The 20337-nt window shown below is 44.6% G+C and carries 14 protein-coding genes; 6 read left to right on the top strand and 8 right to left on the bottom strand.

Going from position 1 to position 20337, the window contains the following annotated elements; translation table 11 throughout:
• Positions 1–198: 198 nt before the first annotated feature.
• The 3 genes from COR50_RS05560 to COR50_RS05550 form a co-directional block, all read right to left on the bottom strand.
• On the bottom strand, positions 199–891 hold the full coding sequence (locus COR50_RS05560; protein WP_098193077.1) for a hypothetical protein: 693 nt from the start codon (positions 889–891) through the stop codon (positions 199–201).
• A gap of 21 nt (positions 892–912) precedes the next feature.
• Positions 913–2394, bottom strand: a complete 1482-nt coding sequence (gene rpoN / locus COR50_RS05555) for an RNA polymerase factor sigma-54 (RefSeq protein WP_098193076.1) — start codon at positions 2392–2394, stop codon at positions 913–915.
• 93 nt (positions 2395–2487) lie between these two features.
• Entirely contained in the window at positions 2488–3096 is a 609-nt protein-coding gene (locus tag COR50_RS05550) for a ribonuclease HII (RefSeq protein WP_098193075.1), read from the bottom strand.
• A 248-nt stretch (positions 3097–3344) separates the two neighbouring features.
• Between COR50_RS05550 and COR50_RS05545 the strand changes: the two genes are divergently transcribed.
• On the top strand, positions 3345–4388 hold the full coding sequence (locus COR50_RS05545) for a COX15/CtaA family protein (protein ID WP_098193074.1): 1044 nt from the start codon (positions 3345–3347) through the stop codon (positions 4386–4388).
• 155 nt (positions 4389–4543) lie between these two features.
• The gene (locus COR50_RS05540; protein WP_198405784.1) at positions 4544–6697 is read left to right on the top strand and encodes a patatin-like phospholipase family protein; all 2154 of its coding nucleotides are present in this window, start codon (positions 4544–4546) and stop codon (positions 6695–6697) included.
• Positions 6698–6699: 2 nt separating this feature from the next.
• Here COR50_RS05540 and COR50_RS05535 read toward each other — a convergent pair whose 3' ends face one another.
• Positions 6700–7683: an alpha/beta fold hydrolase gene (locus COR50_RS05535; protein ID WP_232516280.1), complete on the bottom strand. Its 984-nt coding sequence runs from the start codon at positions 7681–7683 to the stop codon at positions 6700–6702.
• Between the two features lie 337 nt (positions 7684–8020).
• On the opposite strand from COR50_RS05535, the gene typA reads away from it, so the two are divergent.
• Positions 8021–9829, top strand: a complete 1809-nt coding sequence (typA, locus tag COR50_RS05530) for a translational GTPase TypA (protein ID WP_198405783.1) — start codon at positions 8021–8023, stop codon at positions 9827–9829.
• Between the two features lie 164 nt (positions 9830–9993).
• Here the strand turns inward: typA and COR50_RS05525 are convergent, their stop codons facing one another.
• The gene (locus COR50_RS05525; protein ID WP_098193072.1) at positions 9994–11433 is read right to left on the bottom strand and encodes a Gfo/Idh/MocA family oxidoreductase; all 1440 of its coding nucleotides are present in this window, start codon (positions 11431–11433) and stop codon (positions 9994–9996) included.
• Between the two features lie 224 nt (positions 11434–11657).
• Here COR50_RS05525 and COR50_RS05520 point away from each other — a divergent pair, with 224 nt between their 5' ends.
• A complete protein-coding gene (locus COR50_RS05520; RefSeq protein WP_098193071.1) occupies positions 11658–13298 on the top strand; it encodes a peptide MFS transporter in 1641 nt (546 codons plus the stop codon).
• A gap of 131 nt (positions 13299–13429) precedes the next feature.
• On the opposite strand, the gene COR50_RS05515 is transcribed toward COR50_RS05520, so the two are convergent.
• Positions 13430–14113, bottom strand: a complete 684-nt coding sequence (locus COR50_RS05515) for a gluconate 2-dehydrogenase subunit 3 family protein (protein WP_098193070.1) — start codon at positions 14111–14113, stop codon at positions 13430–13432.
• Between the two features lie 55 nt (positions 14114–14168).
• Positions 14169–15908: a GMC family oxidoreductase gene (locus COR50_RS05510; RefSeq protein WP_098193069.1), complete on the bottom strand. Its 1740-nt coding sequence runs from the start codon at positions 15906–15908 to the stop codon at positions 14169–14171.
• Between the two features lie 133 nt (positions 15909–16041).
• Between COR50_RS05510 and COR50_RS05505 the strand changes: the two genes are divergently transcribed.
• On the top strand, positions 16042–17520 hold the full coding sequence (locus COR50_RS05505; RefSeq protein WP_098193068.1) for a gluconokinase: 1479 nt from the start codon (positions 16042–16044) through the stop codon (positions 17518–17520).
• Here the strand turns inward: COR50_RS05505 and mutL are convergent.
• Positions 17517–19496, bottom strand: a complete 1980-nt coding sequence (gene mutL, locus COR50_RS05500; RefSeq protein WP_232516279.1) for a DNA mismatch repair endonuclease MutL — start codon at positions 19494–19496, stop codon at positions 17517–17519. The genes COR50_RS05505 and mutL overlap by 4 nt on opposite strands.
• Positions 19497–19735: 239 nt before the next feature.
• Between mutL and msrB the strand changes: the two genes are divergently transcribed.
• Entirely contained in the window at positions 19736–20224 is a 489-nt protein-coding gene (gene msrB, locus COR50_RS05495; RefSeq protein ID WP_098196107.1) for a peptide-methionine (R)-S-oxide reductase MsrB, read from the top strand.
• The last annotated feature ends 113 nt before the right edge of the window (positions 20225–20337 follow it).

Raw genomic sequence — 20337 nt, 5'->3', positions numbered from 1 at the left:
AAAAATTTTAGCATTTTTATAGAATTACTAATTTTAATAGCATCTACCGTGTTTTTTAATTTTTGAGGTCAACTGCAATAGACAATACAAAGATCGTAACACGGTACGCATTGAACATGCGTAACCAAAAAGTTTTTAGAAAAAATAAAAAAGGCCCCCTGAAAGGCGGCCAGCTCTCTTGCAATTTATTGAAAATCTTCAACCTACGAACCAATATCCTAGCATTTGAGAAATAATTCCAACGATAAAGCCGATATAAATCTCGCCGGTAGTGTGCGCATTCAAGATCATCCTGGCCGTAGCCACTAAACCTGAAATTACGAAAATAATTGCCAGCGGGAGCGCTACATTCATATCCATCCCGAACATCAACATGATGAAAAAGCCGATCATGCCGCCCCAACCCACCGTGTGCATACTGATTTTCACAAAGTTATTAGCTACCAGGCTCAAGATGACGGCGATGAAAATCCCCAGGAAAAACGCGTTCATAAATGGCGGCGCCTCCCCTTCACGTTTAAACGTGTAAAAAGTCCAGAAGTAAAAAATAATGCTGGCCACGTAAGGGATGATCCTGTCTTGCTGGGATTTGAGGTAAATTGAGCTCACAAAACCCAAGGCCCGCCCCAGCACTACCACCAGCAAAGGAAAAAGCAAGGTATTAGCAAAAACCCTGATATACAAAATGTCAAAAGAAAATACGCGGCTGATTTCCTTGAAATACACGAACTGTTCCGGCATCGCCGTTACACAGAGGTAGGTTACCACCAAAGGCAAGAACAACGGGTGAAAAATATAGGAAATTACCTGCGCCATGGTTTTTAAACCTGGTGCAAATGATATCGGCTCCGGGGCCGATGCTTCGATAAACGGCTTATCTTCTAGTAACATCTATTTGTTAAAGTCTAAATATTAAAGTGCTTTCCTTAACCTGGCCACCGGGATATTGAGCTGCTCCCTATATTTTGCCACGGTTCTACGGGCAATATTATAACCTTTTTCTTGTAACATCTTGGTCAGATTTTCATCGCTCAAGGGCTTGCGCTTATTCTCCCCTTCGATCAGGTCGGAAAGTATCTTCTTTACTTCCCGGGTACTCACCTCTTCGCCGCTATCTGTAGATAATGATTCGGAGAAGAAGAATTTCAATTTAAAGGTACCGAATTCCGTTTGCACGAACTTGCTGTTGGCTACGCGGCTAACGGTGGAAATATCGAGCTGCGTACGATCCGCGATATCTTTTAAGATCATCGGTTTCAACGTGGTTTCATCGCCGGTGAGGAAAAACTCCCTTTGATAATCCATGATGGCTTCCATCGTGGACAATAATGTATGCTGGCGCTGCTTGATGGCATCGATAAACCATTTCGCGGCATCAATCTTTTGCTTGATAAACAATACGGCTTCTTTCTGGCGCTTATCTTTCTTATCCCCTTTATCGTATTCCCTCAGCATTTCGCGGTAACCTTCGGAAATGCGTAAGTCCGGCGCATTTTTAGAATTGAGGGAAAGTTCCAGTTTCCCGTTGTTGTTCAATATAAAAAAATCGGGTATTACATAGCTCTCGGCCTTATTAACCGATTCAAAGTTAGAGCCGGGTTTCGGGTTCAGGCGGATAATTTGCGTGATGGCTTCCTTCAGATCATCATCGCTTAGGCCCAGGGCCTTTTGGATTTTCTCGTAATGTTTTTTGGTAAATTCTTCGAAGTACTCATCAAGGATTTGGGTAGCATTCACGATGCTGGGTTCATCCTGTGGCTTTCTACGGAGCTGCAAAAGCAGGCATTCCCTCAAATCGGCACAACAAACGCCCGGCGGATCGAAGGTTTGAATCAGCTTGATCAACTCTTTCACTTCCTCGTCGGAGGTCTCGATATTTTGGGAGAACGAAAGATCATCCACGATGGCATCGACCTCCCTCCTCAGGTAACCATCATCATCGATGCTACCGATAATTTGTTCGGCTACGCGGTGTTGGCGTTCGTCGAGGGCAAGCATTCCCAGTTGGGATAATAATTGCTCGTGGAAAGAAGTCTCCACCCTAACCGGGATGGTGCGGGTTTCTTCCTGGTCGCCGTAATTATCATCACGCAGTTTATAGTCCGCGATATCGTCATCCCCTTCCGACACGTATTCTGATATATCTATATTATCATATTCACTTTCACCGTCCACTTCGAACTCATCATCATTATTTTCGTACTCTTCGGCCGGATCTTTAGATAGATCGTCATCGTAAGTATCTTCGCTATGTTCCAACGCGGGATTTTCTTCCAATTCTTCCTTGATCCTCTCTTCCAGGTTGGCAGTAGGAACCTGCAACAGCTTCATCAATTGAATCTGTTGCGGTGACAGTTTTTGTAATAATTTCTGTTGTTGAGTCTGCTTTAACATAGCTACGTCCTATCGGTCTCAAAATTAATAACAATAGTTCTAAAAATAGATTTAGCTGTCGGCGTAAGGGAGTATTATGTCAACAATATACAATTAAACCGAGTCAAAATCTATGGTAAGCTGATCTGGCAATAACCGGAAGGATTTTCGGTGTAAGTGGGTATCACCGTGTTCCTTGATGGCTTCCCGATGCTGCAATGTTGGATATCCTTTATTCGTGTTCCAGCCATATTGCGGAAATTCTTCATGTAACTGCTCCATATAGGCATCGCGGTAAGTTTTTGCTAAAATTGAAGCTGCCGCGATGGATGCAAATTTACCGTCTCCTTTCACGATACATTCATAGGGAATTTCCCCGTAGGGAGTAAACCGGTTGCCATCGACCAGGATTAATTCAGGAACAATCAACAATTGTGCCAATGCCCTGTGCATGGCCACAAACGAGGCTTTAAGAATATTGATTTCATCGATTTCCACGTTATCCACGCTCCCTACGGCAAAGGCGAGCGCGCTTTCTTCTATTACACATTTCAATTCCAATCGATCTTCTTCCCTTAGCAGTTTAGAATCATTGAGCAACGGGTGCGAAAAATTGCGGGGAAGGATCACGGCGGCGGCATATACCGGCCCTGCCAGGCAGCCTCTACCCGCTTCATCGCAACCTGCTTCGATAAATACATCTTGATAGTATGGTAACAGCAATGGTCTAATGTTTTTATCCGGGTAAAATTAATCATTCGAAGCTACAATGCATATTTGGCTTTTTGCATTATTCTTTTTATATACGGCTTGATAAATATCCTATCTCTTTTTCAATTATAAATAAAGTTTTAATTTTCATATTAATATATAAAGCCCGGCACATCATCTCACCAATAAAAGATGATTTTGATCAGATTCCGGGCATTTCCTTCTATTAATTAGATTTCTACCCCTAATTTTGCGCCGTTATGAATACCAATTTCAAGCAACATAAACCTGTCGTTATTTGGCTGTTCGTAGGGGTAGCCATGATTATTGTGCAAGTATTGTTGGGGGGCATCACCCGCCTCACCGGCTCCGGGCTTTCCATTACGGAATGGAAAGTTGTCCTGGGCGCTTTGCCACCCATGAATGAACAAGCTTGGCAAGAGGCATTCAACAAGTACAAGGAAATCGGGCAATTCCAATATATAAACAACCACTTCACCTTGCAGGATTTCAAGGGTATTTATTTCTGGGAGTGGCTGCACCGCAACTGGGCCCGGTTAATTGGACTGGTATTCATCGTTCCGTTTATATACTTTATCGTTAAGAAAAAGATTACCAAGGAAATGATCCAACCCATGATCATCCTGCTATGCTTAGGCGCATTGCAAGGACTCATTGGTTGGGTGATGGTAAAAAGCGGCTTAAACGAAGAAAATCTTTACGTGAGCCATATCCGCTTGGCCATCCACTTCCTGGCGGCCTTACTTTGCTTGATATATGCTTTCTGGTTTGCCTTGAAACTCTCTATCCCGAAGATGGAAATCAGCTTTGCACCGAAATTGAAAACGCTGATGAACTGGATCCTGGTTATCCTGGTGGTTCAACTCGCTTACGGTGCTTTTATGGCTGGATTACATGCTGCATTGGTAGCTAGTACTTGGCCCGACATCAACGGTCAAGCATGGCCGGTGGGCATGTTTAAACAGGGCGGTTTTTTTGAGGATATTACGCATAATCAAATCACGATACAGTTTATACACCGCGGTTTAGCCTATATCTTAACCCTATTGATTGCCATATGGTGGTATAAAGCCGGTAAAGAACCGGTATCGTCCAGGTTGCACCGGATGCGTAATTGGGCGCTGATTGTTGTCCTGTTGCAAGTTTTACTTGGCGTTTTAACGATATTGAACAGCAAGGTCGCCATTCCGTTATCTTTCGCACTTGCGCACCAGTTTGTTGGCATGTTGTTATTGATCGTTATGGTTTGGGGAAGATTCCTAGCCGGCAAAAAATCAATGTAAAAAGAAAAATTTTAATATGCCGTAGATACTCGGGCTGATTTTTTTCCGTAAGTTTAGCCAAAAGCCCGGGCGTAAAAGTGAAATATTTCATATTTAAAATTTACTATTCCTTTCCTATTCAATTATTGTTACTTCATTTCAGGAAGTACCAAATCTTGTTGATTTTCTGGGTAATTTTATTCAGCACGATTAACGGCGGGTTTGCCAAGCTTTTCGGTGGGGATTCCTTATTCTTAGCGCCGGAATACCTTGGTAAGGTGAGCTTTTACAGCACGGCCATCCTCGGAGTTGCTTTGGCGGTATTCACGATGAGTTGGAATATTACCACTTTCATCCTGCATTCCGGCAGGTTTAAATTCCTGGCCACCACGACCCAACCATTCTTCAGGTATTGTTTGAATAATATGATCATCCCCGCATTGTTCCTCGGGGATATGATCTTCAGGTTATGGCGCTATCAACTGTACCAGGAGTTAAATATGGTTCCGAATGTATTGTTATTGACCGAAGGGTTCGTGGCGGGATATTTATTGATCATCTTTATTTCCTTTTTCTATTTTTTTAATGCGGATAAAAACATCGGCAAACGCCTGAACCGCCAGTTCGGCACCACGAGGAATTTTCTACGCCTGATCATTAAACCGACGCAGGAGCCGGATGAAAATGCATTGCCGGTTGATAATTATTTTTCTACCCCCTGGCGCATCCGTCGCGCGAGAAACGTTGACCACTACAACAAACACTACCTGGATAATATCTTTAAGCAACACCATGTTGCCGCGATGATCACGATCGGGCTAGCCTTGGTATTCCTGGTAATACTGGCTTACCTGATGGACTACAACGCTTTCCGCATACCGGCCGGGGCCAGCGTCCTGATCTTTTTCGCCTTCCTAATCGGCATTGCCGGGGCTTATTCATACCTACTACAAACCTGGTCAATACCTTTTCTCCTTGTCATATTGATCGGGCTTAACTGGATGGTAAAGCATGATATGGTAGATAACCGCAACAAAGGCTATGGGCTCAATTACCTAAACAAAAATGAAAGGCCCGTTTATGATGTCGAGCATTTACAATCATTTTTCAGTGAAGAGAGAAGCTACCGGGATCAAGCCAGCACCATTCAAATCTTACAAAGATGGAGAAGCAAGTTCCCGGAAAACATTAAACCGAAACTGGTTATCCTGAACGTTAGCGGCGGCGGTACCCGCTCTGCCACTTGGACCATGAACGTTTTGCAAAGATTAGACAGCTTGTTGGAAGGGCGGTTAATGACGCATACTGTTTTGATGACCGGCGCTTCCGGTGGGATGATGGGCGCCACTTATTTCCGGGAGTTGTACCTGCAACAACTACAGGGAAAAGTTCACAATATTTATGACAGTACTTACCGTGAGAAAATTTCGAGCGATATCCTCAATGCTGTTTTTGCTTCGTTAGCAGTAAATGACCTCATCACGCCGTTCAGAAATTTCAAGATCGGGAATAATCGCTATACGAAAGACCGCGGATACGCCTTCGAAATGCAGTTGAATAAAAACACCGACTATATTCTCGATAAACCCATCAGCGCTTACCAAGAGCCCGAAGCCAAGGCAGATATACCGCTGCTGATATGGAATGGCGCCATCAATGCCGATGGCAGGAAGCTAATTATCTCGGCGCAGCCCATCAGTTACCTTTGCGCACCGCAATACCTACATCCGACAAGGCCATGGCGCGATATTGATGGTATCGACTTTCAACAATTTTTCAGCAAACAATCAGCCGGTCAACTTAAAGTAACTAGCGCCATCAGGATGAACGCCACCTTCCCATATGTGCTGCCCAATGTGTTCCTTCCCAGCAAACCGATCATCGATGTGATGGATGCCGGGATCCGGGATAATTTTGGACAGGAAACAAGCCTGCGGTTCCTGTATACTTTCAGGGATTGGATTAATGCGAATACGGGTGGTGTATTGTTTATACAAATCCGCGATACGCGGAAGAACAATATGCAACGCATCAAGGGTTACAAGGATTTAAGCGACCTCCTGTTTGAGCCGCTGTTCACGATGCAACAACACTGGAGCACTATGCAGGACTATACGCAAGATTACATGATCAATTACATGGAAGGGTATTTTCCTAACAAGTTCGAAAGGGTCATCTTTCAATATGTGCCGCAGCAATCCAACCAAGCTGCTGCATTGAGCTTCCACCTTACATCCCGGGAAAAAAGGGATATCGCGGAAGCCCTGAAAAACCCTGCCATACAAAATGCTTTCAAGTACATTGAAAAGTCAATGGAACAACAACCGTAAACCTATTGCGCCAAGAATTTTTTCAATGGTTCGATGAACCTCGAAAAGGCCTCGATATGTGGAAGATGCCCCACATTATCCAGCGGAACCAACTTGGCACCGGGAATTGCCTTGGCAGTTTTTTTACCGAGTTCGGGGTAATTACCCATTTTGGCGCGAACTTCTGCTGAAACTAGCGCCTTTCCCAATGCCGTTCTATCTCTTTGCCCGATGATCAACAAAGTCGGCACCCGGATATCTTTAAATTCGTAAACAACGGGTTGCGTGAAGATCATATCATAAGTCAAAGCCGAATTCCATGCTACCAAGGGGTATTCTTTGGCGGTAATCCAGCTTGCCAATAAAGAAGCCCATTTCTCGTATGCCGGCGACCAATGCCCGGCATAATAGCTATTCAACTGGTATGCCTTGATCTCCTGGTAGTTTTGGGCTAACTCACCTTTGTACCATTGGTCGATCGACATATACGGAACCATTGTTTTCCAATCTTCGAGTCCGATCGGGTTTTCGAGGATCAACTTTTCCGTGGTACCCGGAAACATCAATGCAAACCTGGCGGCCAACATTCCTCCCATCGAGTGCCCCAGCACCGCCGTTTTCTTCACCCCGATAGTATCTAATAAAGCCTTGGTATTCAAGGCCAATTGTTGAAAACTATATTGAAAATGCGCCGGTTTCGAGGATTTGCCGAAACCGATTTGATCAGGCATCACAACGCGGTAACCGGCATCACGTAAAGCCGCGGCGGTACTATCCCAATAAGCGCCGTTGAAATTCTTCCCGTGTAATAACAATATAGTTTTACCATTAGGTTTTGCCGGCAGCACATCCATATATGCCATCGACAGCACTTGTCCTTGCGCATGAACGGAGATAAACTTTACGGGAAATGGATATTCGTATTGCGACAGCATGATATCCTGCGAAGGAATTTGCTGCGCGGCAGCCGGATGAAAAAGCCCTATCAATCCAAATAGACAAGCCAAAAGCAAGCATTTTTTCATATCGGATTTCATTGAAAAGATTTAAGTAAATACAGCATTAACAACAAAAATAATGCTGAAAATTAGCTCTTTTCACATTTAATTATTTATTAATTCAACCGGGATTATATACAATATTTGCCATCATTTAAACAGTTGTAAATCATGGCTTAATAAATAATACGCGCGAGTTTAACAAATGATTACATTAATTTAAACCCTATAGCCTAGAAATTCGCTACATTTTCGTACCTTTGCGCCTTCTTTTGAGGGCTGAATGCAATAACCTGGAACAGAGTTATCTGTGAGGTATACGTACAGCCAAAAGCAAGTTATTATTATGCAAATAAGAAACATCGCGATTATTGCGCACGTAGACCACGGGAAAACAACCTTGGTGGATAAAATTTTACACCAAACGAATGTTTTCAGGGAAAACCAGGAAACCGGTGAATTGATCATGGACAACAATGACCTCGAAAGGGAACGTGGTATCACGATCTTGAGTAAAAACGTATCCGTGGAGTTCAACGGCGTTAAAATCAACGTTATCGATACACCGGGTCACGCCGACTTCGGTGGTGAGGTAGAGCGTGTATTGAAAATGGCTGATGGTGTGATCCTCCTGGTGGATGCCTTCGAAGGCCCCATGCCGCAAACCCGCTTCGTATTACAAAAGGCTTTACAGTTAAACCTGAAACCGATCGTGGTAATCAACAAGGTTGATAAACCGAATTGCCGCCCCGACGAGGTACATGATGCCGTATTTGAATTATTCTTCAACCTGGATGCTACCGAGGAACAATTGGACTTCCCAACTTACTACGGTTCCGGTAAAAACGGTTGGTTCAATGATTCATTAACGCCTTCAGAAGATATTATTCCCCTGTTGGAAGGTATATTAAAACATGTACCGGAGCCAACTATTGAAGAAGGAACTTTGCAAATGCAAATCACTTCCCTCGATTATTCTACCTTCCTTGGCCGTATCGCCATTGGTAGGGTTGCCCGCGGTACTATCAAAGAAAACCAACCGATTTCTTTGATCAAAGCCGATGGTACAATCGTTAAAACCCGCGTTCGCGAACTATATATTTTCGAAGCATTAGGTAAAAAGAAAGTGGCTGAAGTGGTAGCAGGTGATATCTGTGCTGTTGTTGGTATCGAGGATTTCGGTATCGGTGATACCATCGCTGATTTCGAAAACCCTGAAGCATTGCCAGTAATCAGCGTAGACGAACCTACGATGAATATGATGTTCAGCATCAACAACTCTCCTTTCTTCGGTAAGGATGGTAAATTCGTTACTTCCCGTCACATCCGTGACCGCTTGACCAAAGAGCTGGAAAAAAACCTGGCTTTACGTGTAGTTGATACAGACAGCGCTGATAGCTTCTTAGTATATGGTCGCGGTATCCTTCACCTGGGAGTATTGGTAGAAACCATGCGCCGCGAAGGTTACGAATTAACAGTTGGTCAGCCGCAAGTAATCCTGAAAACGATCGACGGTAAGAAATGTGAGCCTTATGAAACCTTGGTAGTTGACGTTCCGCAAGAATTTGCCAGTAAAGTAATTGACCTCGTGACTCGCCGTAAAGGTGAAATGTTGATCATGGAAACGAAAGGCGAAATGCAGCACCTGGAATTTGAAATTCCTTCCCGCGGCTTGATCGGTTTGCGTACGCAAATGTTGACAGCAACTGCCGGCGAAGCTGTAATGGCACACCGTTTCTTAGATTACAAACCATGGAAAGGTAACATCCCCGGTCGTAACAACGGCGTATTGATCGCGAAAGAAGCAGGTACAACTACCGGTTACTCCCTTGATAAATTACAAGACAGGGGTTTCTTCTTCGTTGATCCGGGAGAAGAAGTATATAAAGGTATGATCATCGGGGAAAACAATAAGCCCGGCGACTTGGTTGTAAACCCTAACGAGGGTAAAAAACTGACCAACATGCGCGCCAGCGGTTCCGATGCAGCTACCAACATCGCTCCTAAAACATTGATGACACTGGAGGAATGTATGGAATACATTCAACACGATGAATGTATCGAAGTAACACCGAACCATATCCGTATGCGTAAGGTGTTGTTGGATGAGGAAGAAAGGAAGAAACAACAGAAAATGATGAAATCGGAGGCATAAAAAAATAGGCTGGGTAAAACCCAGCCTATTTTTTTATGCCTCCCTGCCAGGGGGCCGGTCGCGACCGGCCCCCACATATCCGGCCCCCATAATCCGGCACTAGCAAAACAAAAATGGCCCCCAACCGGAGGCCATTCCCAAAATTATATCTTCAAAAAACATTCCTACGCACCCAAAGTCCAACCTTGGCGGTAAGTACGTTTTACAAACTGATTCGCATCATCGAAGTTGGTAATCTTCATATCCTGACCATCCCACAACAACTTGATATAACGACCCGGATAATCAAATCCCCTACCGTCAGCACGGGGTTTCTGAATATCGAAGCTGCGGATTGCCAAGTTACCCATCAGGATGGTTTCGGTCAACGGACCGGCAATCTCGAATGGAGAACTTAATTCATTCTTACCGTAACCAGCGATACAAGCATTTACCCACTGTAAGTAGTGCCCTTCCGGTACACGGTCAATCGTTTGTGGAACTTTTGTTCCGGCCGTGCGGGAGGTAGGTAATAACTGCGGATTGATACCATAAGTTCCGCACATCATCTTACCTTTAGAACCTTCAAAGATCACACCGTTACCACCATCACCCATTACTTCGTTCGGACCGAGTTCTTCAGGACGGGTAGGTTGAATACCACCATCCATCCAGTGCATTTTCACATCACCCTTAGGCGTTTTGAAGGTCATCGTTACGTGAGAAGAAGGAGGACAGCTCTTAGGGAAATATCCACGTTTAAATTCATCCACATATACGCTACCGACACTACATTCAACATCACTAGGATAACCTAAGCCCAATACGCGGAAAGGAGGTTCGATCAAGTGACAACCCATATCTCCTAGCGCACCTGTACCGTACTCCCACCAGCCGCGCCAGTTAAATGGTACTAGCTTTTCAACATAATCGGTATATGGAGCCGTACCTAACCAAAGATTCCAATCTAAGGTCTTAGGCACTTCCGCCTTTTGGTCACTCCAAGGAATACCTTGCGGCCAAACGGGGCGGTTAGTCCAAACGTGCACTGTATGTACATCACCGACAATTCCTGCCCTGTACCAATCCATCAATTGGCGCACACCATCACCAGAAGAGCCTTGGTTACCCATCTGGGTAACAACTTTATATTTCTTGGCAGCTTCGGTTAATTTACGGGCCTCGTAAATATCATGTGTCAAAGGTTTTTGAACATATACGTGCTTGCCCAATTGCATTGCGGCCATAGCTTGGATGGCGTGGTTATGATCCGGTGTTGATACGGATACAGCATCGAAGTTTTTATGTTCCTTGTCTAACATTTCACGGAAGTCCTTGTAAAACTTCGCTTTAGGGAAACGTTTAACAGAAGTAGCAGCCCTTTTTTCATCTACATCACATAGGAAAGCGATGTCGGCTTTCCCTTTAGAAAACTCGTGAATATCGCTTTCACCTTTACCACCAACTCCAATACCAGCAACGATCAATCTATCACTAGGTGCTGTGTATCCCTTACCGCCTAGTACATGACGTGGAACGATCATAAAACCGGCTGCAGCCATTGCGCCACTCTTTAAGAAGTTGCGACGGGATTGCCCCCCGGTGTTGTTTTTCTCTTGAACCATGTGTGGAAAAATTTTTGATGAATATAATAGAAAAATAAAAGAAATTCCAATTTCATATATGAATGGCGATAAAAAACCGACACCGTGCAACATAGATGTATAAAGGGTTCTAGCTGCTAAATGGTTTTACCTGTTTAGCATAACATACCGGGTTCTTTCCCTTGTAAAGCGCGGAATCAACATTCTTTCTTATTTTTAGCTTTTCACCAAAACTGACGCATTTTATGCCAACCAACAGGAAACACCCTGCTTCGTTGCCATTCCTATTCCTTTCGGAAATGTGGGAACGGTTCGGATTTTATCTATTACTCGGTATCCTACAACTCTATTTAACTGATTCCGATAAGGGCGGTATGGGCATGGATCGCACTAAGGCCGTTGATATATATGGCACCTATCTCGCGATGGTTTACCTGACACCTTTTATCGGCGGACTACTTGCTGATAGGATATTAGGCTATTCAAAATCCATCATTATAGGTGGTATATTGATGGGCCTCGGCTATATTGGTATTTCATTCCACAATGAAATGATCTTTTATATATCCTTAGCCTTGCTCTGTATTGGTAACGGTTTATTTAAACCAAATATTTCCACCTTGCTTGGAAATACTTACAATACCCCCCAATTTAAAGCCAATAAAGATACCGGCTTCAACATATTTTATTTCGGTATCAATATAGGCGCATTCATCTGTAATTTCTTCGCGGCTTACTTAAGAAACACCATCGGTTGGAGCGCGGCCTTTATTGCCGCTGGCATCGGTATGTTCCTTGGCGTGTTGATTTTCATCCTGGGGAGGAAGCATTATAAGGAAGCGGATGTTCGCAAGCCTGTACAACCTGAAGATATGCCGATGGGACAAATTTTGGCTTCCGTATTCTTACCTGCGGCCATAGCTGCTGTAATTGGCTGGATGATCCCAGGAAATATTTTCGGTTCCGATTCCACGGATGCATTCCTTTTGGCTTGTATCCCGATCGTTTATTTCTACGCCAACCTGTTAAGGAAGGCTAGCGCTGCCGATAAAAAACCGATCAAGGCTTTGTTGATGGTATTTGCCGTGTCCATCATGTTCTGGGCCGTGTTCAAACAAAACGGTTCTGCGCTAACAACATGGGCCCAGTATTATACAGATAGGGAAGTTCCAACTGTATTGGAACAACCGGCCACCGGGTTATACCTGGTTCAATCTGTTACCAATACCCCGGCAGAAGTAGTGCAGTATGATAAAGAGTTCCGTGTTATAAAAGATGCTGATGGAAACCCTGTAAAGGATATTGGCCTCGATCCTTATTTCAAGAACTTGCAGGCGGAGAAGATGCCGACAGAAAATGATACCATTTATTTATTCAATACAGAGTTGTTCCAATCTATCAACCCTTTCTTTGTATTAATATTAACTCCCCTGGTGGTGATGTTCTTCGCGTTTTTACGAAGGCGGCAAAAAGAACCTACAACTCCTAGCAAGATCGCTTATGGATTGCTTATTTCCGCATTATCAACATTTATGATGGTGGCCGCGGTGTATTATTGCCATAACGGCGAAATCAAGGCTTCTCCCTGGTGGTTGTTCGGGAGCTATGGTATGATTACCTTGGGAGAATTATTCTTAAGCCCGATGGGACTTTCCCTCGTTTCGAAATTAAGTCCGCCGAGAATTACCGCATTAATGATGGGAGGTTGGTTCTTGGCTACATCCATGGGGAATAAACTGTCAGGCATCTTGGCCACGTTATGGGATAAATATGATAACAAGGCTAATTATTTCCTGGTGAATTTTGTTTTACTCGGTATCGCTGCCCTAACTATATTCTTAATGTTGCGATGGTTGAACAAGGTATTTAAAGAATACAGTCATTAATTTTTAAATTATAGATCTCTTGTGATCACAAAAAAACCGTCCCGGTCAATTGTCCAGGACGGTTTTTTGCATTTTTAATTAGCGTGTGGAATAATACCGTATAACAGGTACTACTAATATAGTCTAATTTTTTAATCCCACTTCATTATTTCTCCCCTATCTTCCATTCTCACGGCTTCCTTCAACATTTTCTCATCATAGGCCAGGTTGTATTGTTTCAATACATCCGCGGGCACACCATCCCATTCATTGGGTTTATTTCCCTGGTAACCAAGATCTTCAATGCCCATTTTAGTGGTAAAAAACCCTGTTGCCGTAAGATTTCGCATCCTGTTAAAGAAGGATACTCCCTGGCTAACAGCCGGATCGGCTTTTTCGGGATATGCGATTTCATCGACTACCGCGAGTTGTTGCTCCTTGGGCAAATCGGTAAAAATCTTATCATGTTTCTTCAGGCAATGCACATCCAACCATCTCAATCCGCCACGCATCGGCAATTTATTACTGGGTTGATCTTTCACAATAAATTCTATGAAATCCGGTACACCCGCGTCGGTAGCACTTCCCGAAGTATCATCTTTCGGGATGATGATATCCGCTAATACCGTGATAGTTTTCATCTCGGCAGCCGTGAAAAACACTTCCTCTTTCAGAGCAGCATCCCTTTTAGCTTCATCAGGTGTTCGGCCATAACCCGGCGCCATTGGAGCGGTTGCATGTTTGGCGTCTTTACCACCTTCACCGCAAGCGGTTAATATAGCGCCAACAGATAAAGAGCCGAATACTAAAGATTTAAGCGAATCTCTCCTATCCATTATAATTAGTTTTTTATATCAATGAATTAATGATCATTAGTTGAATGATGAAAAATTACAAGTTTTGTTTTTTCAACTCATCAACAATATACTCGGAAGCACGGAGCGACAATGCAAGGATTGTCCAGGTAGGATTCTTATCGGCTTGAGATACGAATGCCCCACCGTCTACAACGAATAAATTTTTCACCTCGTGGGCTTGGTTGTATTTATTCAATGCCGATTTGCGCGGATCACTACCCATCCTCGTAGTGCCTACCTCATGAATAATCCTTCCCGGTGTTTCAATGCCGTACCTTTCTTCTTCGCCGGGTTTGGTTCCAAGCGGCACACCGCCCATTTCATGGATGATCTGCTCGAAAGTATCTTGCATATGCTTGGCTTGCTTGATCTCGTGATCGCTCCAGGTGTAATGGAAACGCAGTACCGGGATGCCGTATTTATCAACGACGTTCGGATCTATCTCGCAATAATTATCTGCCCTGGCAATGGCTTCACCTCTCCCTGCAAATCCCACGGTTGCACCGTAAAAGCGGCGGTAATCGTTCTTCAAACCAACGCCGTAACCACCGGCAGGTTTCATCTTGCCATCGATTCCAGGCACGGTTCCATTTAATTTTTCGATACCGAAACCGAAACCGTATGAAGGCATGTGCATACCACCACCAAATTCAATATGGTAGCCCCTTGGGAAATCTAATTTCTTATTATCCAACCACCATGGAATGTACATGTGCATGCCGCCTACACCATCTTCATTATAACGCTTACGATCCATCAGGGAAGGCAAAAATGCTGCCCTTGATGAACCCGTGGAGTCATGTAAATATTTACCAACAACATCGCTACCATTTGCCAATCCATTTTCGAAACGCTTGGATTTAGAATTAAGGAGCAACCTGGCCGATTCACAGGCACTCGCAGCCAATACTACCACGCGGGCTTTCACCTCGTATTCCTGCATATCATCCTTGCTAACGTAAGAGATACCGGTTGCCTTTCCTTCACTATCTGTCAATACTTCGCGTGCCATTGCATTAACGTAAAGATCTACGTTACCGCTTTTCAGGGTAGGCTTCACCAATACGGATGAAGAGGAAAAATCCCCGTAAATAGTACATCCGCGGCTACATTGACTACAATAGAAACATGCGCCCCTGCGGTCATCCACCTTACGGGTCAAAATTGATAAACGTGAAGGGATTACCGGGATACCGAGCTTGTCTCCTGCTTGCTTAACCATCAATTCATGTAACCGGGGTTTCGGTGGCGGCAAGAAAAAGCCATCCGGCTCATTGTAGATGCCTTCACGGGTGCCGAACACACCGATCATCTTGTCAACCCTATCATAAAACGGTTTTACATCATCGTAAGAAATCGGCCAATCATCCCCCAATCCATCAAGACTTCTGTGTTTAAAATCATTAGGTCCGAAGCGCAAAGAAATACGTCCCCAGTGGTTCGTTCTCCCCCCTAACATCCTGGAACGGAACCAATCAAACTGGGTTCCATTTTTAGTAGTATAGGGCTCTCCCTCAATTTCCCATCCGCCGTACGCAGCATCAAAATCACCGAAAGGTCGGGTAGTACTGGCTCCTCGCCTCGGAGATTCATATGGCCATTTTAATTGGGTGGCCTGTTTTGGATCTGCGGGATCGTAATTGGGTCCCGCTTCTAATAGCGCCACCGAAAGTCCTGCTTCCGAGAGCACCTTTGCGGCCATTCCTCCCCCGGCACCAGAACCAACGATACACACATCATACATTTTCGCTTGCTTCTTGATTTCAAAAGCCATAATCGTGGATTTGTGGATAAATTTTAACAGATATTGACCAAAATTGACCTTAATTCATCTTGGAACGGTAATAAATCTATAAATTAAAACTCGAATACGGAAAGGCTTTTTTATAGAATAAAAATTTTAGCTGATGGAAAGTAACGGTAAATATGTATTGGGCGTAGATATAGGAACCGGCAGTGCTAAAACGATTTTATCTTTCGCCCCGGGGCAGGTGGAAAGTGTTTATTCAGAACATTACCCTACCAATCATCCCGGGCCCGGGTACAGCGAGCAAGACCCTGACCAGGTAATTGAAGCCGTGTTTAACTGCATCCGGAAAGCTGTCACGAGCCAATCTAAAACACCTGAAGCGATTAGCCTTAGCGCTGCCATGCATAGCTTAATAGCCGTAGACAAAACCGGCAAACCACTCATGCCCATGATGTTGTGGAGTGATAATCGCAGTGCAGCAGCGGCGGCAGCAATCAAAAACTCGCCCATCGGGCAAGAGCTTTACCAGCAAACGGGTACGCCAATACACGCGATGTCGCCATTGAGCAAAATCAAATGGCTACAATCGGAACAAGCGCAGGTCTTCCAAAAAGCTTATCGATTTATCGGGATCAAGGAGTATTTTCTTTGGCATTGCATGGGCGAATATGTTGTTGATTACAATATTGCTTCCGCGATGGGCCTCTTCGATATCCGTAAACACGAATGGAGCTCGCTGGCATTAGAAACATTGGGCATCTCGAAAGATGTCTTGCCGCACCCGGTACCTCCCGGCAGTGTATTTAAAATTATGAAACCAGCGATTGCAGCCAAAATGGGGATACCCATCGGCACCAAGCTCATTATCGGCGGTAGCGATGGTTGCATGGCGCAAGTAGGCTCGGGCGCCATCCGGGAGCAGGTTGCCACCCTAACGATCGGCACGAGCGGCGCGGCCCGTATGATTAGCCATTTACCACTTGTCAGCGGCAATGGCTCCCTATTTACTTACGCTCTGAATGAAAACCTTTACTTGGTAGGTGGTGCGATCAATAATGGAGGGAATGCGGCGCAATGGTTTCAAAAAACCTTTTACCCGGGCACAGCGGTTACAGATCTTGACAAGCAATTATCTTCCGCATTCGCGATACCGGCGGGGGCCGAAGGCTTACTTTGCCTTCCATATTTAAGCGGTGAGCGGGCGCCGATTTGGGATAGCCAGGCCAAGGGCGTTTTCCTTGGGATGCAGCACCATCATACCTTGGCCCATTTTAACAGGGCCATGATTGAAGGCATTTGCTACAGCTTGAGATCAGTGATCAGTGAATTACAGGAAACATTAGGAAACATAACATCCATCCATGTTAGCGGTGGATTTACAGCATCCAAGGACTGGGTGCAATTATTATGTGACGTATTAGAGCTCCCCTGCGAACTATACAGTCATGCCGATGCGTCAGCCCTCGGCGCTTCATTGCTGGGCTGGGAAGCGCTGGGAGCCACCGATGCTTGGACTTTTGACATAGGGAAACCTAGCGCCGTATTTAAAGCGCAAAAAAACGGTATCTATCAAAAACACTACGATTTATTCAAGGCTGCATACGAGCGATTAGCGGGGTTGTTCCCGGAAATCTAGGCCCGGTCAAACATCTTGTCCAGATCCTGTAATTTGAACGAGATATATGTAGAGCGACCGCTAGGCGCAACGTTGGACATGGCACAGGCAAAGAGCTCATCGATGATATTCTGCATTTCCTTGGGTCCCATCAACTTCCCGGCCGGTACCGCGTGGTTCCTTGCCATGGAACGTACCAGTTGTTCGCGCCTGTCAAGTTTCAATTCAGAACTGAAAAACTTAAACTGTTCCAATAAGGATTCGATACTGGCTTGTTGGTTACCCGTGGGTAGATCCGCCGGGGTGCCGCGGACTACGAAAGTGTTGTTGCCAAAAGGTTCCAGGTCATAACCTAACGTTTGTAAATCGGTGAGCATATCGATCAGCAAAGCGGCATCAGCCGGGGGAAAACTAATCGTTTGCGGGAAAAGACTTTGCTGGGTTGCCATTGGTTTTTCAGCCAGGGCACGTTGATAGCGTTCGTACAAAATCCGTTCGTGGGCAGCTTGTTGATCGATCAGGATAAAACCGGATTTTATCTGCGAGAGGATATATTTCTGGTGCACTTGCACCGGCTGCGCGGGGGCTTTCTGTTCCACTTCTTCTTCCATCCATCCCTCATCGATCACGGAAGCGGTAACGGGGTGCTGTACCTGCGGTTGGCCGGTATTCAGATCAAAATAATCCGGGATCGCCACTTCAAGCGGAAAGCTTTCGCCCGGTTCGTTACCCGCGATCTTGTACAAATCTTGCCAATTTTTCAGGTTGCTGTTATTGCTTTTTTCGATCAGGTGCGCCTGGTTGGCCTGTGAGAATGTTTTATAAAGCGAGGAGTTGCTTTGTTGCTCCTGTTTTTCCTTGGTAAATGGCTGCGTAAGCGCTTCCAACTGCTGGATACCGGGATCCAATTCAAAATCGAGCGTCGGGGTAATGCTGAACTGCGCCAGGGAGTGCTTGATAGCAGCCTGCACGAAAGCATACATCACCTTTTCATCATCGAATTTGATTTCCTGCTTCGTTGGATGCACGTTGATATCGACGTGCGCGGGATCCACCTCTATAAAAAGGGCATAAAGGGGATAACTATCCGCCGGGATCATTTCCTCGAAAGCATTCATTACGGCATGATGTAAATAAGGGCTCTTGATAAACCGGTTATTCACGAAAAAGAACTGATCGCCGCGGGTTTTCTTCGCCGTATCAGGTTTTCCAACGAAACCATACACGTTCATATAATCGGTACTTTCCTTTACGGATACTAGTTTCGCGTTATAAGACTGGCCTAAAATACCGACAATACGTTGTTTTAGTGAGCCTTTGTCAAGATGAAATAACTCCTGTCCATTGCTGACAAGGGAGAATTGCAATTGTGGATAAGCCATGGCCACGCGGATAAATTCATCCACAACATGCCTCATTTCGGCAGCATTGCTCTTCAGGAAATTCCTACGGGCGGGAACATTAAAGAAGAGGTTTTTCATGGCGATGCTCGTTCCGACGTGAAACTGGCAAGGCTCCTGTTTAATTACGGCGCTATTTTCAATCTCGATATAAATCCCCAGTTCCTCTTGCTCCCTGCGGGTTTTCAGTTCAACCTGGGCTACCGCGGCAATAGAAGCCAGGGCCTCGCCACGGAAACCCATTGTCCGGATATGAAATAGGTCATCAATCGTTTGAATCTTAGAGGTAGCGTGCCTTTCAAAGCACATACGGGCATCCAGTTCGCTCATACCGGAACCGTTATCGATCACCTGTATCAACTCTTTCCCCGCATCTTTAACCAGGAGCTGAATATCTGTAGCCCCTGCATCCACGGCATTTTCTAATAATTCCTTAACAGCCGAAGCCGGTCTTTGAATCACTTCGCCTGCAGCTATTTGGTTCGCTATATTATCCGGTAGTAATTTAATGATATCCGCCAATTGCCTCTCTTTTGGCGTAAAGTTAGCAAATTCCCGCCGGGTGGTGAAATACGGCGGGTGTACATTTTTGCACATGTTATATGCAAGAAATTGACATTAAAATGTTAAAAACTTGGCCGGGTGATATATAAAAGAATCCAAGAAGGCCTTGAGTTCGTAACTTTAATATATCGACAATACGGGTTGTTAAGCTGTTGTTAATGTAAAAAATTGTTGAAAATATGCCAAGGAAGATTCATTTATTTTTGTTGCTTATATGCGGATTAATGTTTGCCAATTGCTCATACTCCCAAAAGGGGAAAAAAAAGACACACATGGAAGAAGACAAAAAAAACCCGGTGTATTCGAGGTCGGATTCATCGAAGGTTAACCTATCTGAAGCTGAGTGGAAGAAGATTTTACCAAAAGATGTTTATGAGATTGCCCGGGGAAAAGGTACCGAATGGGCATTTACAGGAAAGTATTGGAATAACAAGGAGGTTGGCACGTACTATTGTGCTGCATGTGGTAACCCTCTTTTTGTTTCTGACACTAAATTTGAAAGTGGCTGCGGATGGCCAAGCTTTTACGAGCCAATTTCTAAAAGCAGTGTAATATACGCTCCTGATAATACACACGGTATGCAACGTACCGAGGTAATGTGCGGAAGATGTAAAGCTCACTTAGGGCACGTTTTTGATGATGGGCCACCTCCAACAGGCCTGCGTTATTGTATCAATTCCGTAATACTTGATTTTGAAAAAGCCAAGGATGCAGAAAAGAAATACAATGACGACAAAGAAAAAAACAAGGACAAGGAATAGCCCTGATCCATGTAAAGATTAAAGTATAAAATTAAATAATGATCATCCCTACCTCAAGGTAGTATAACTATTACTGCCTTGGGGGTATTTTTTTACCTCGCGGCCGCGTTCTC

The organism is Chitinophaga caeni (genome assembly GCF_002557795.1).
GTDB classification, from domain to species: Bacteria; Bacteroidota; Bacteroidia; order Chitinophagales; family Chitinophagaceae; genus Chitinophaga; species Chitinophaga caeni.
Note: the sequence above shows the minus strand (reverse complement) of the source record. Positions and strands in the feature narration are given on the sequence as shown.

Bases quoted from the DNA above. Each gene is read 5' to 3' on its own strand.
- COR50_RS05520 (WP_098193071.1), top strand. From the start codon at position 11,658: ATGCCAACCAACAGGAAACACCCTGCTTCGTTGCCATTCCTATTCCTT.
- COR50_RS05515 (WP_098193070.1), bottom strand. From the start codon at position 14,113: ATGGATAGGAGAGATTCGCTTAAATCTTTAGTATTCGGCTCTTTATCT.
- COR50_RS05525 (WP_098193072.1), bottom strand. From the start codon at position 11,433: ATGGTTCAAGAGAAAAACAACACCGGGGGGCAATCCCGTCGCAACTTC.
- rpoN (WP_098193076.1), bottom strand. From the start codon at position 2,394: ATGTTAAAGCAGACTCAACAACAGAAATTATTACAAAAACTGTCACCG.
- COR50_RS05560 (WP_098193077.1), bottom strand. From the start codon at position 891: ATGTTACTAGAAGATAAGCCGTTTATCGAAGCATCGGCCCCGGAGCCG.
- msrB (WP_098196107.1), top strand. From the start codon at position 19,736: ATGGAAGAAGACAAAAAAAACCCGGTGTATTCGAGGTCGGATTCATCG.
- COR50_RS05510 (WP_098193069.1), bottom strand. From the start codon at position 15,908: ATGGCTTTTGAAATCAAGAAGCAAGCGAAAATGTATGATGTGTGTATC.
- COR50_RS05545 (WP_098193074.1), top strand. From the start codon at position 3,345: ATGAATACCAATTTCAAGCAACATAAACCTGTCGTTATTTGGCTGTTC.
- typA (WP_198405783.1), top strand. From the start codon at position 8,021: ATGCAAATAAGAAACATCGCGATTATTGCGCACGTAGACCACGGGAAA.
- mutL (WP_232516279.1), bottom strand. From the start codon at position 19,496: ATGTGCAAAAATGTACACCCGCCGTATTTCACCACCCGGCGGGAATTT.
- COR50_RS05505 (WP_098193068.1), top strand. From the start codon at position 16,042: ATGGAAAGTAACGGTAAATATGTATTGGGCGTAGATATAGGAACCGGC.